This window comes from Bacillus sp. JS, assembly GCF_000259365.1.
Taxonomy (GTDB): Bacteria; Bacillota; Bacilli; order Bacillales; family Bacillaceae; genus Bacillus; species Bacillus stercoris.
Genome location: NC_017743.1, coordinates 773,446 through 788,213, shown reverse-complemented (window position 1 = coordinate 788,213; position 14,768 = coordinate 773,446). Strand labels below are relative to the sequence as shown.

General features: G+C 47.1%; 3 protein-coding genes. All 3 read right to left on the bottom strand.

What is annotated here, in order from left to right; genetic code table 11:
* Genes MY9_RS03915 through MY9_RS03905 form a run of 3 tightly spaced genes read right to left on the bottom strand, consistent with a single transcriptional unit; the run spans position 1 to position 14,757 of the window.
* Positions 1–7,554, bottom strand: coding sequence for a type I polyketide synthase (locus MY9_RS03915; RefSeq protein WP_014663089.1), 7,554 nt, complete (start codon positions 7,552–7,554; stop codon positions 1–3).
* Between the two features lie 17 nt (positions 7,555–7,571).
* A complete protein-coding gene (locus MY9_RS03910) occupies positions 7,572–12,095 on the bottom strand; it encodes a type I polyketide synthase (protein ID WP_014663088.1) in 4,524 nt (1,507 codons plus the stop codon).
* The gene (locus MY9_RS03905) at positions 12,088–14,757 is read right to left on the bottom strand and encodes a non-ribosomal peptide synthetase (RefSeq protein WP_014663087.1); all 2,670 of its coding nucleotides are present in this window, start codon (positions 14,755–14,757) and stop codon (positions 12,088–12,090) included. Before MY9_RS03905 ends, MY9_RS03910 begins: the two co-directional genes overlap by 8 nt.
* Between the last annotated feature and the right edge of the window lie 11 nt (positions 14,758–14,768).

Sequence of the window (14,768 nt, the reverse complement as noted above, 5' to 3'; positions counted from 1 at the left end):
CTATTCGCCGCCTCTCAATCTTTTATCTCGCTGATTACGTATCCGCGTTTTTCTCCGTCCCTTGGATACAGCCGCCATTTCTTCCTTCTCCTCTTCACTTTCCTCTTGATCTGGACTGATAAATTGCGCTAAAGCAGCTACAGATGGGTATGTGAATAAAGTCACCACAGCCTCATTGGTTCCCAATTCTTTATTTAAACGGTTTGTCACTTGTACAATATCTAACGAGCTGGCTCCCAAATCAAAAAAGTTATCATGTATGCCGACTTGCTCCAGACCCATGAAATCTTGCCAAATGCCGCATATGACCTGCTCTGTTTTGTTGCGGGGAGCGACATACGGATTATTCAATTCCGGCCTAGTGTGTAAGGCACCTGCCTTTTTCTCCTCTTTCGCTATGCTATCGGCATTCATGGATATCCATTGCTTCATTCTGTGTCCCAAATCACCCGTTGAAACTAATAAATGGCGATTGTTGATATCTGACAGCACATATTGAAAAAGAGCTGCTCCTTCTTCAGGCAAAATGGCAAGTTCAGCAATAGATTCTCCGATAGTGGATTCAAGCTGGCCCCAGAAGTTCCATGCATCCCAATTCACGCAAACCCAAGGCGTCTTGCTGCGCTGATTCACCCTCGCCGCAAAAGCATCCATATAAATATTCGCTGCGGAGTACGCTGAGAAACCGAGACCTCCGAGCAAAGCACTAATCGATGAAAATAAGAAACAAAAATCTATATTTTCGTTTTCTAATAGAGATTCAAGCACTTTCAATCCTCTGACTTTAGACTGGAACTGGTCTTCTCCGCCTTCAATCGTTACAGGTATATCTGTAATCGCCCTGAAAGACGAGCTCCCTGGAAGTCCGGCAGCGTGAAAGACACCGTTTAGCTCTCCAAACTCAGTATGAATTTTTCTCATAACAGCCTGCATATCCGACAGGCTTCCCGCATCTGCCTGAAGAGCTGTCACCTTTGCGCCTAACCGTTCCAATTCTTTTATTTTCAGGATTTTCACCGAAGTCGGATCATCGTCCTCATGCTTCTCGCACCAGCTTTCCCACTGGCTGCGCTGCGGAAGTTCACTTCTTCCTGTCAGAATCAGACGGACGTTTCCTTCTTGTGCAAGCAGCTTTGATAACACAAATCCAATTCCGCCAAGCCCTCCCGTAATAAGATAAACACCTTTCGGGCGGATCATATTCGGCAAGCCGGACGCTTTATTTAACTGAACAGGCTGATACATCTGCACCCATCGGCGGCGGTTTCGGTATGAGATTATTTGATCCTCACCCGCAGCATCAGTTTCCATCATGATTTGGTCAATCAACTCCTCTTCTTTCCATGTCAATGTATCCGGTAAAGGAGGAATGTCGATGTTCCAGCATTTCAAATGGTTATATTCCTGCGGGATGACTTTCAACGGCCCCAAAATGGTCGATTTTTCAGGATTGATTTGTTCTTCTCCAGTCACCTCATGAATCCCGCTTGTCAGCACAAACATGTTACATTCGTTCATTTGTTTTTGATTAGATGCCGCCTGTGCAGTAAAAATCAAACTATAATAGCCGTTTTCACTGTACGTGCTGAACGTTTTATAGGATTCCTCTTGCTCCGAAACGCTCCACAGATGCATCACACAGTTTGGAAGAAGCCCGTCAGAAGCAAGCGAAGAAAATAAACGCTCATAATGTGTGCCATCAGATGGATTAATGACATACAATCCGCTGTTTATTTTTTTGAATTGCCGGTCTCTCGTGACAATTACGGTCTCATGTCCTTGACGGCGCATCGCTTGCACAAGCCGATCTCCAAAGGCTGTTCCTTCATGGAAAACAAGTGTTTTTCCGCTTTCAGCTGGCTGCTCTTTCTTTCGGCTGTCAGCGGACTTGATTTTCCTTTCCCATGACGGCAGATAGAACCATTGATCCATCGGTTTCTTTTTATTCCATGCATCAACTGCGGTGAAAGCAGCCGCATTGTCAGCCGCTTCTATCCAATAGCGTTTTTTCTCAAAAGGATAAGGCGGAAGCGATATCAGACGCTTAGGCTTACCACCGCCATACTGCCTCCAGTCAATTTCACATCCGCAGACCCAAAGCTGGCCTAATTTCTTTAAGAAATAGGAATGATCATGCGCTGGTTCCTGAACATGTCTGACGAGGTTGACAATATCATGCTGGCTAGATCTCTTCTTATGCCTTCTGGCAAATGTGCTTAATGTGCTGCCCGGCCCGACTTCTATTAACAGAACGTTGTCATCACTCAAAATCTGTTCCAATCCTTCATGGAAGCGGACTGTGCCTCTTAAGTGCTGAGACCAATAAGCCGGGTCTGCTGCTTGTTCCGGTGTTATCCATGTTCCCGTTACATTCGAAACAAATGGAATCCGAGGGGTGTTCATATCCTGTTGCTTTACAATCGCGGCAAAATCCTCAAGAATGGGCTCCATCATATAAGAATGAAAGGCGTGAGAAGTATGCAGCCGGCGGCCTGCAATGCCCTTTTCTTCAAGGAGAACCGCAAACGTCTCAATGTCTTCGCTTTTTCCGGATACTACGCATAAGTCATGAGCATTAACAGCCGCAAGTGACAAACTGTCCGTAAGCAGCGGCTCCAGCTCTTTCTCTGATAGCTGAACACTGATCATTGCCCCAGATTCCAGCTGCTGCATCAGCCTTCCCCGCTCCATTACGAGCGTTAAAGCCGCCTCTAATGAAAACACGCCTGACAGGCATGCAGCAGTGTATTCACCAATGCTGTGCCCAATCATGTAATCTGGTGAGATGCCTGCACTTTGCAGCAGCTTTGCGAGCGCGTATTCAAAGATGAACAGCAGCGGCTGTACAACAGCGGTCTCTGTCAGCTTCGCCCCATCATTTGATTCGGGGAAGACGATCGCCTTCAAATCAATTTGATGTGACCTCTGCACGAAGGCAAAACAGCGGTCCGCTTCACTCTGAAATACCGGTTCAGCTTCATATAAATCTTTCATCATATCGATATACTGAGAGCCTTGCCCTGAGAACATAAAAGCAGTCGGGCGCCCGCTGTGTTTTTGATAGGCTGTGAGCTCTGCACCGCTTTCCCATTCCGTTGATTTTGACAGCACGACCGATTTTCGGTATGAAAATTGTTTTCTGCCGACTTGTAAGGTGTATGCCACATCCTCTAACGGAACGTTCGGATGCGTTCGAAGAAACTCCTTCAATCGAATTGTCATCCGCTCTAAGGCTGTGTCTGTTTTTGCTGACAGAACTAGCAAATGCCGCTGACTCTCGTCAGCTTCTCTGCCTGATTCCCGCTCTTCTTCCAGCACAATGTGCGCATTGGTGCCGCCTATTCCGAAGGAGCTGACACCCGCCCGCCTTGGATCAGCGGATTCCTTCCAGTATGTCGCTTCGGTATTGACATAAAATGGCGTCTGGTCAAAATGAATATGCGGATTAGGTGTTGTGTAATTCAAGCTTGGCAAAATGGTTTTATGTTTTAGCGATAAAACGGCCTTAAAGAGTCCGGCAATCCCGGCAGCGCTGTTTAAATGTCCGACATTGCTTTTCACTGACCCAATTGGAATTGACATTGGCCTGTCACTTTTAAAAACCTGGTTCAGCGCTTCCATTTCGATTGGATCGCCCATTTTTGTACCGGTTCCGTGAGCTTCGATATACCCTACGGTGTTCGGATCAATCCCTGCATTTTCGTATGCATGTTTTAACACTTCGGCCTGGCCTTCTACACTCGGAGCGGTAAAACCGACTTTTCGGCTTCCGTCATTATTCATTCCGACCCCTTTTATGACCGCATAAATGGAGTGCCCTTCTTTAACGGCGTCCTCATATCTTTTTAAAACGACAATCCCCGCGCCATCGCCAAAAACGGTACCGCCTGCGTCCTCATCAAATGGACGACAATGCCCATCAGGTGATTGAATCATGCCATCCTGATAAACATAGCCTGACCTTAAAGGGGTGCTGACAGTTACGCCTCCAGCAAGCGCCGCGTCACATGCTCCGTTTTGCAGCGCTTGACATGCCGCTCCAATGTTGACTAAAGAAGTAGAGCAGGCTGTTTGCATTGTGATGCTTGGCCCGTGCAGGTTTAATTTATAAGCAAGCTGGGTACTGAAAAATTCTCTGTCATTTAACAGCATGGAGCTGAACTGTTCAGTCCCATCCAATTTCCCTGCGAAACGTGTAATCCACTCGAGGTTTGGACTTGTCCCAGTGTAGACGCCGATTTTCCCTGTTGTCCGCTCCGGGTCGCAGCCCGCATCTTCTAAGGCCTCCCAGGCACATTCATGTAAAAGCCTGAATTGCGGATCCATCAATTCCGCTTCTCTTGAGGAATATTGGAAAAAATCTGCATCAAACATATCAGAGTCCTTAATAATCCCCTTCGCTTTTACATAATCAGGATGCTTCAAGAGCTGATCATCAATGCCTGACGCTTTTAGTTCTTCATCCGTAAAGAAGCTGATAGATTCTTTGCCGTTTACGAGATTATTCCAAAACTCATCCAAATTGCCGGCTCCAGGAAAACGCCCTGCCATACCGATAATCGCGATATCAGTTCCCTGGCCGTTCGGACGGCTTTGCGACACCTTTTGATGCTGCATCATTTCCAGCTGTCCGGCCTTCGTTTGAACCTGTTGATGAAGATGCTTCGCCAGGCTGCGAACTGCGGCAAATTGATAAAGCAGAACTGGTTCCACCTTCCAATTCAACTGATCTGTTACTTTTGCCGCTAATTGAGAGATATCAAGCGACGTAGCCCCCAGTTCAAAAAACGGTGCATCATCGTTAAGCTCATTGAATCCAAAATGCTTAATGACAATTTCTCTGACTGTCTTTTCAATAGCAGATAACGGCATTGCACGAAGTGGTTCTGCCGGCTGGTGAGGCTCATCTTTTTCAAGTTCAGCCGGTGCCAAGCTGTCAGGCAACGGGAAATGCTGCTTTGTAAAAGGGTAAGTCGGCAGAGCTAACCTTTTATTAAGCTGAGGTTCATGCAGGATACTGAAATCAACCTCAGACCCGAGACTCCACAACGCTCCGTATATATGTAACTTTAAAACGTCTGTGTGTCCTTGTGTGCCGAGTTCACCTGTCATGCCAATTGATTGGCGCTCTGTAAATACTGATGCCCCCTGATTCAAACGCAGGTCTATGCAAATAGCAGGTTCCTCCCGCAAACAAGACGAGATGTGTTCAAAAAACCGTATCGGCTTGCAGATTTGGCCGGCCCAATAACTGGCATCCGCTGCTCCGTCATCTGTTATCACTTTTCCAGTGACAGATGAAACGACTGGAATGTCTGGTGACTTCATGTCCAGCGTGCCAAGGAAGTGCATGAATTCTTGCGCTGCGTCAGCCAGCAGATCCGATTGATACGCAATATCCCCATCAAGTAACTCAGCAGCTATCCCTTCTTGTTCAAGCCGCTCCTTCAGCTGATACACATCCTCCGGCAAACCGGAGACGGCACAATACCGCTCATCAATCAGCGCAAGGGATAATGATTTCTCTAAGTATTGAACGATATCCGGCTCTGACAGGCTGACACCGAGCATTTTTCCTGCCGGCGACATGCTGATTAACTCTCCACGTTTATATGCAGCTGTTGCCCCTTCTTCAAAGGAAAACATTCCTGCCGCACAGGCCGCCGTAAACTCCCCGAACCCCCGCCCGATAAAGCGGTCTGGTGTTATGCCGATGTGCTGTAAGAAACGGACTGCGGCGTATTCCATGATGAACGACAACAAATGGACTAATCCCAGGTTTTCCTCTTCCTGGTACGTTTCTGGAGCAGAAATACATGCTTTAAAGAAGCTGAGTACATCCTGCTGAAACGCATTTTGCACCTTTTCAAGACAAGCATCGACTTCTTTTTTGAACAGGCTTTCCGTGCGGTACAGCTGCGTATATCGGCCAAAGCCCTCTTGAACGTCTCCCGCAAATACAAACATGGTGCTGCTTGGAACAACCGCCGATTCTCTGATTTGTTTTTTACTCCGATGATCAGAAAGCTGATCAAGCAGATCCTTTTGATGTGAAGCTACAAAGGAGATTCTGTACTGGAATTGCTTTCTGCCAAGCTGTAGCGTACGGGCTATGGCTGGCAGCGGTGCTTCAGGGTTGCGGCGAAGAAAATCAGCCAATTGACCCATTGAACGGATAAGCTCCTGCCTTGTTCTCGCAGAAAGAACAACAAGCTCAGGACCGCCGGCTGGCATTTCATCATTATGAGATGGGGGCTCTTCAAGGACAACGTGAGCATTCGCGCCGCCGATTCCAAAGGCGCTCACGCCGGCTCTTCTCGGCCCTTGCTGAGATTCCCATTCAGCCAGCTCTGTATTGACAAAAAACGGCGTGTTCTCAAACTTGATGCGCGGATTCGATTTTTGATAGTGAAAAGCGGGAGGCAGCATTTTATGATGGAGCATCATAACGGTTTTTATAAATCCCGCTACCCCCGAAGCGGCGTCCAAATGCCCGATATTCGCTTTGACAGAACCAATGCGGCAATATGCTTTTTTATCTGTATTGAAAGCACGGGTCAGCGCCTCAATTTCAATCGGATCTCCAACAGGCGTTCCCGTCCCGTGAGCCTCAACATAACCAATGGTTTCCGGTTCCGTTTCCGCCATCTCCATAGCTGTGGCAATGACATTCGCCTGGCCTTCAGCACTGGGAGCCGTATACCCTGCCTTATTGTTTCCATCATTATTAATTGCAGAGCCCTTGATGACCGCATAAATCACATCACCGTCAGCTTGTGCGTCTTTCAATCGCTTTAACGCCACCACTCCGGCTCCTTCACCAAAAATGGTTCCGTTCGCCTTTTCGTCAAACGGACGGCAATGCCCATCTGCTGAATAGATCATTCCTTCCTGATAAAGGTACCCAGATATATGCGGCAGGCTCAGGGTAACACCTCCGGCTAATGCAAGGTCACATTCTCCCCCAATTAAGCCCTGGCACGCCATATGTATCGCGACAAGAGAAGTCGAGCAAGCAGTTTGAACTGATACACTCGGCCCTTTCAAATTAAGTTTATAAGCGATTCGTGATGCAAACGATGAATCATTTAAATGCATGATTTGAAATGCGTCTTCATTCTTATGAAGAGAAGACATATGACGGCCCATCCAAGACAAATTGCTGGAAGCACCAGCATACAGCCCGATCAGCCCGTTAAACCGTTCAGCGTCACAGCCCGCATGCTCCAGCGCTTCCCAGGTGCATTCATGCATAAGCCTGATTTGCGGATCCATCAAGGCAGCTTCTCTCGGTGAATAGCCAAAAAACGCCGCGTCGAAGTCAGAAACGTCATCAATGATCGGCTTTGCTTTTACATATGCCTCTTGACCAAGCAGCGTCTCATCAACCCCGGCTTCTTTTAATTCTTCATCGGAAAATTGAGTGACCGATTCTATTCCTTTTGAAATGTTGCTCCAATACTCATCAATATTTGCCGCGCCTGGAAACTTGCCCGCCATACCGACGACCGCTATTTCCAGTCCTGTTTCTGTCCATTGTTTCTCGTCAGCCATGGAAATCAGCCTCCCATCTATTTTCGTCTCATTCGCTGTTTTCGCCGGTTTTTCCCTTCATTTATGGCTTTTTGGCGATCTGGCTCTATTCCTTTTATGTGTAAGTCATCACCGCTTTGCTGTGCTTTGACGGCTTCGGTTAATGCTGCAACCGTTGGGTGGGCATACATCATCACAACCGGGATATCCACATCGAGCTCGTTTTTGATTCTCCCGCTCACCTGAAGCAGATCAAGTGAAGAGGCTCCTAATTCAAAGAAATTCATATTTACATCTGTCTCAGCATGAAAATAATCCTTAAAAATATTCATTAACCTTTCTTCAAGTGTATCCAAGCGGTCTTTTGTCAGCACATGCGCAGCGGTTTGTCTGTCTTCTTTCACATAGCTGTCTTTTATTCGTTTGTTCACGTCCTGCAGCGAAATCAGGACTTGCGGGTAGCGCAGCTGCAAAGCTCTCATAAATGCTTTCGCACCTTGAGCCGGCAGGATTCCTTGTTGCTCTCCCTTGTCCGCTATCTTCGAAAGAATGGCTGCCGTTTCTGATTCATATGCCATCCCTACTTGTTCCCAACGGTCCCAGTTAACCGACACCATGTTTTCGCCTTCTTTTCGGCATGCGTGAGCATAGCTGTCCAAGAATGCGTTTGATGCAGCGTAGCCGACTTGGCCCCCCGCTCCTAAAAATGAAACAAGAGAGGAACAAATGAAGAAGAAGTCCGGCTGTTTGTTTTTAAGCGCTTTTCTTAACAGAGCGGTTCCTGTTATTTTGGCTTTCGCCATCTGCCTTTCATCGTCTAGTGTCCTTGCGTGAATCACTTTGCCATCAGGAATGCCCGCTGCATGAATAACGCCATGAATGGCTTGTCCAAAACGAGATTCTGCCGTTTGCAAGGCTTTTTGAAGCTCTGCCTCATCTGAAATATCCGCCTGTAATACCAGCACCTCGGCTCCAGCCTTCTCAAGCTCTTCAACAGCTTTGAGTTTTTTGATTGCATCGTCATTTGCTATTAGTTTATCGGGCAGTCCTGTCCGGCTTAGCAGCACAAGCTTTGCTTGAACTGTTTCAGCTAAATGAGATGCAAGAGATAATCCAATCCCGCCAAGGCCGCCTGTAATGATATAAACTCCTTTATGCCTGAGATTGCCGGCCATATCAATCTCATCTTGCTTGCCCGGCTGCTTCGCCTGCCGAATCCATCTGCTGTTTCCGCGATAAGCCACAATAGGCTGATCATCCTCTTTTTTAAGTTCATAAGAAATCATTTCAGGCCAGTTTGATTGACCGTGCCGCGGATCCGGACAAAGATCAACAGCTTTACAGCTGATCTGCTGATACTCTTGCGGAATGGTCAAACAGACTCCGGTCAGCGCAGCCTGATGAGGCTGAAGCTCCTCCATTCCCGTCACATCGTGAGCCTGATTGGTCACTACGGTCATGCTGAATCTTTTGTTGCTCTCTGTTCCAAGTAAACGGACAAGATCAAGGAGGGGAAGATAACCGGCTATTGTGCGCTCTGCAAGATCTCCATCACGACAATCACAGTCTTGCAGCCGCATCCAGATGATTTCATCAGGTATAAACCCCCTTGCATTCAGTTCATCCAGCAGCTTCCGGAAGTGGGCCGTATCCCGATGGTTTACCGTAAACGTGTTTTTATCCATTTCCGCAAAGCAATCACCCGGGAGGACAGACACGGCTTCCGCTTGCTGCTTTAGGAGATATTGGCTGACATTATTGTTTTCTTCAAAGACAAGTATCCTTTTTCCTTGATGAGTGAATGTCTCATTAGCTGGTTCCATTCGTTCCCAATGCGGGACGGAAAACCACTTATCAAAAGGAAGCTGTTCTTCACTGGAGGCAATGTTTAATTTCAATTCGTTTTTGATCTTTTCTTCCATGCCGCCCTGAGCTGGTTGCGGATCGGGAAATACTTGATGCTCAAAAGGATAAGTCGGAAGCGGGACCCTTTCATATGAGCCCCCCTGGCGAAAGTGCTCCCAGTTCATGTTTACACCATGCGTCCAAAGCCTGCCGATGCGGTTTAACAGATAGACACGATCAGACGATACTTCCTTTGGATGCCTGATGATATTAACCGCAGCATGTTGCTCCGCCATAAAACCGTCATGTTTTCTCACAAACTGCGTCAACGTGTTCCCTGGCCCGATCTCAACAAATACAACATTACTCATTTGTAAAAGCGTGCTCAGCCCTGAATGAAAATCAACCTTTTCCGTGATTTGCGAAGCCCAGTATTTCGGATCTGCGGCCTGCTCTGCTTGTATCCAATCGCCTGTCACATTTGAAATAAACGGAAGGTCTGGTGCTTGGAATTCTATCTCTTGCAGAATATCAGCAAAACGAGATGCTGCCGGCTTCATCATGCTTGAATGAAACGCATGGGACGTTTTTAAGTGCTGAATGGCCACTCCTTTCGACTGAAGGCGCGCGGCAAAAGTATTGATTGGCTCCATAAGGCCTGATACAACCGATAAATCAGAGCTGTTTGAAGCCGATAGCTCAACCCCTTCTGTCAATTCCATTTCTGTCTCTACGCCGGGCAGTCTGACGCTCAACATTTCTCCCTCCGGCATTTCCTGCATCAATCGGCCTCTCATCACAACCATATGAAGAGCGTCTTCCAATGAACAAATGCCTGACAGACAGGCTGCCGTTAATTCCCCTATGCTGTGGCCAATCATGTATTGCGGTTTTAACCCCTTTTTGATTAAGAAGGACGCCAGCGCATATTCAAAAGAAAATAAAATAGGCTGCGTATACGAGGTTTCATGGATAAGCTGTTCAGCTTCCTCGCTTTCTGCCTCATTATTCGGAAACATAATGCTTCTAATATTGAGTCCTTCCTCAGCTTGCAGAATGTCAAAACAGCGGTGCAGCTCCTCCTGGAATATGGGTTCTTGTTCATACAATTGTTTCCCCATATTGACGTATTGAGAGCCTTGGCCGGAAAACATAAAGACAACGGCCGGCTTCTCCAGCGCTTTTGAAGTACTTGCCATATCGCTTGTTATCCCTAAAGGGCCAGCCGTAAACGCCTGACGATACTGAAAATGCCTGCGGCCCTCTTGCAGTGTGTATGAAACGTCTTGGAGCGGCACCTCTTCATTCTCTTTTATAAATCGCTTGACCTGATCCGCGGCCTTCTTTGCCGCTTTTTCAGAACGGGCAGAAATAAGCATAAGGCAGTCTTCATAATCCTCTTGATGACGTCTTTCCTTCATCGGCGGCTCTTCCATCACAACATGAACATTCGTGCCGCCGATCCCAAAGGAACTGACGCCCGCTCGAAACACCCGGCCAGCTACTGTCCATTGCTTTGCTGATGTGCTGACATAAAAAGGAGTGTTTTCAAAATCAATTTTAGGATTAGGCTTTTTGTAATGAAGGCTTGGCGGCAGAGTTCTCGCTTTGAGACTCAGCGCCGTTTTAATAAACCCCGCAATACCCGCGGCGGAATCCAAATGACCGATATTTGTTTTAACAGAGCCGATTGCGCAGTATTGCTTCTTTTCAGTTTGAAACGCTTGTGTTAGCGCCTCTATTTCAACCGGGTCTCCTAACGAGGTGCCCGTGCCGTGCGCTTCGACATAAGAAATACTTTCGGGCTCTACACGGCTGATGTTCAGCGCTTTTCTAATGACATCGGCCTGCCCTTCGATACTTGGCGCAGTGTAACCGACTTTACGGCTGCCGTCATTGTTATATGCGGAACCTTTAATGACAGCGTAAATATGATCTTGATCCTTCAGCGCCTGCTTTAAGGTTTTCAGCACTACAACACCGCAGCCCTCTCCCCCGACTGTCCCATTTGCTTCCGCGTCAAATGCGCGGCAGCGGCCGTCCGGCGACATAATCATTCCTTCTTGATACATATAGCCCTTTTTGTGGGGGCAAGTCACCGTTACACCTCCGGCCAGCGCCATTTTGCAGTCGCCGGTAAGCAAAGCCCTGGACGCGAGATGCACTGCCGTCAGAGAAGATGAACAGGCTGTATCCACCGCGATACTCGGCCCTTTCAAATTTAATTTATAAGAAACTTGTGTATTCATAAAATCCTTGTCCGTCAACTGAACAGCAGCAAACTGTTCAGAAGAACTGCTATTTCTCAGCAGCATTGAACTTGCCTGCCAGTACAAATTCGCAGACGCAGCGCCGAATAAGCCGATAGGCTGTGAATAGGTTTCAGGATTGTAGCCGGCGTTTTCAAGAGATTCCCACGCGACTTCATGAAACATGCGCACTTGCGGGTCCATTACCTCAGCTTCTCGCTGTGAGTAGCCGAAAAACGCCGCGTCAAAGTGGTCATGCCGGTCTACTTTTCCTTTGGCTCTGACATAATTCTTATGATCGAGCTGTTCTTTAGGCACACCGGCTTCCATAAGCTCTTCTTTTGAGAAAAATGTGATGGATTCCGTGCCCGTTTTCATGTTCTCCCAAAACTCTTCAATATTTTTGGCTCCGGGGAAACGGCAAGCCATTCCGATAACCGCTATTTCTAAGCCTGTTGTTTTACTCATCAGAAATCCCGCCTAACAGTTGTGCGACATTTTCTAAATCTTCCGCTGCCTCTTCCTCACTTTCTGCATTTGCCTGACAACCCTCAGACTCCGCTTGCCGGCTGAGCTGGGCAGCTATTGCCGATACAGATGTATACTGAAACAGCTGAACAACAGACAGCTCTTGTCCAAACTGCTCTTTCAATTTGTTCGATAGTTCTACGATATGAAATGAGTTTCCGCCGATATCAAAGAAGTTATCTTCCATGCTGATATCAGATTCAGGTATATTCAGAATGCCGGCAAAAATGGAAACCAGCTTTTTTTCGGTTTCATTGTGCGGTTTTATGACCTGCTCGTCAGATTCAGGCTCTTCAAAGGGGTCTGGGAGTGCCTTGAGATCAAGCTTCCCTGACAGGTTCATTGGAAATGAGTCCACGCGGATGAATCGTCTCGGAATCATATAACCCGGCAGCTTTTCTCCTAAAAACCCTCTCATTTTTCGAGTTTTCAGTTTTTGATCGGAAATGAGATACGCCACAAGAAACGGATCATCTGATTCCTTTTGAACTGGAATAATCACCGCATCATGAACGATTTGTCCCGGCTCCCGGTAATCAAGCAAGGCTTTTCTAATCTCATCAAGCTCTATTCTGAATCCTCTTATTTTTACTTGATCATCATACCTGCCAAAAAATTCGATGAAGCCGTCACTACGCCATCTCGCCAAGTCGCCGGTATGATAAAGCTTGCCGGCAGGAATATGCTGCGGTTCTGTAAATTTTTCTGCCGTCAGCTCTGGCTGACGGATATATCCTCTTGCCACCCCGTCTCCGGCAATGCACAGTTCTCCGTATACGCCGATGGGCACAGGCTGTCCGCAATGATCCAAAATATAAATCTGTTCATTCGGCATCGGCCTGCCAATCGGTACGACGGGTTCATTCCAAGACTCAGGTATGGTAAAAGCCGCTGATTGCACAGCGCATTCCGTCGGACCGTAATTATTTGTCATCACCGGCTTACCCGCACGAAACGTTTGTAAATATTGCTGAACCAATTGGGGCGGCAGCATTTCGCCGCCAGCCATTATTAACTTCAATTCGTCAACGTGATGCGGCTCTTTCTCAGCGGCTTTGATCATGAGGCGCAAATGAGAGGGTGTCGCATCTGAAATATGAATGCGGTTCTCCTCATAAAAAGACCACAGCTGCTTTCCATCCATCCTTGCATGATCTGGTGCAATATATAAGGTGTGTCCAAGAAGCACTGCCGGAAATATCGTTTGCACGGATGCGTCAAAAATATGTGAAGCAAGCATGCCGATACGGAGGTGCTCTTGTGAAAATGGCTGAAAATGAAGGCTGTCTATGCCATATACTAAATTGATGACTTGACGATGCTCCACCATCACGCCTTTCGGTTTTCCTGTTGTCCCTGATGTATACAGCACATAAGCGAGATTTTCAGGAGACGGCAGGCGCCCATGCTCCGCCGCCCCTTCAAATTTCATCATTTCCTCTATACATAAGCTTTTTTGATTCTCAGCAGAAGTGCCATAACCCTTGTTCGTGATCACAAACCGCGCCCCGCTGTTTTTCAGCATATAATCCATTCGTTCAGACGGCATATTTACATCTATCGGCAAATAAGGACAACCTGCTTTCAAAATGCCTAATATGCCGATAACCATTTCTGCCGAGCGATGAACCATCAGCCCCACAGGCTCCTCATGACAAACGCCTTCTTTTGTCAAAAAAGCAGCAATCCGATCTGACAATTCATCAGCCTCACCGTATGTGAAGCTGACATCTTCATACACGATTGCAGGCTGATCAGGTTTGAGAGCTGCCTGTTCTTTGAAGAGATCGACAATCGATTTTTCCTTCGGGTATGGTTGATTTGTGTGATTAAATGTCGTGATGACTCTCTCTCTCTCCTCATGAGAAAGTAACTGCAGCTCAGAGACCAGAGTCTCAGGCGCCGACAAAGCCTGATCTGCCAGCATGCAAAAATGGCCGGCTATCCGTTCAGCAGTATCGAATGTGTAATGCTTCAAATTCCAGCTCAGCTTTCCAGTCAATCTCCCTTCATCACACTGAATGGAGAACAATAGATTCGTGTCCAGCGCTTTCAATGACACCGGCTGCTGAAGATCATTCACAGCAAGGGAAATGCCGAAGCGGGGCTCCCCTTTTTTATGCAAAGGATGAAGCTCATCCAATAGGATTTTCACAGGAAAATTTTGATGGGCATACACTTCTTGAAAAGCTTGTTTCACATGCTCTAGACAGTCTCTGAAACTCATAGAAGGATTGATTTTCACCAGCAGCGGAAGAAGATCATTGATCACCGGCTGTGTTTCCCGCTGTCTCAACACAGGGGCCGACGCCATGATATCCGTTCTTCCATCGTACCTGTGCAGCAATGTGACTGCCGCAGTCATCAAAATCATAAATATACGCAAATCTGAAGCTCCGGATGCCTTTAAGATGGCCTTTTCCAGCTGAGCCGGGAATGAAAAAGGTATTGAAGCTTCTTCATCGTTTTGATCAAGAAGCTGTGAATCATAAGGAAAACGGCAGTCCGACGGGATTTGAGTTAATACAGAAGTCCAATATTGCCGCTCCTTCACTTTTTCAAGAGCTGCGGTTTTCAATTGAAAGACATCGGTTTGGTTCATTGTTATTCACC

Coding starts and splice junctions, on each gene's coding strand:
- MY9_RS03915 (WP_014663089.1), bottom strand. CDS start 7,554: ATGGCTGACGAGAAACAATGGACAGAAACAGGACTGGAAATAGCGGTC.
- MY9_RS03910 (WP_014663088.1), bottom strand. CDS start 12,095: ATGAGTAAAACAACAGGCTTAGAAATAGCGGTTATCGGAATGGCTTGC.
- MY9_RS03905 (WP_014663087.1), bottom strand. CDS start 14,757: ATGAACCAAACCGATGTCTTTCAATTGAAAACCGCAGCTCTTGAAAAA.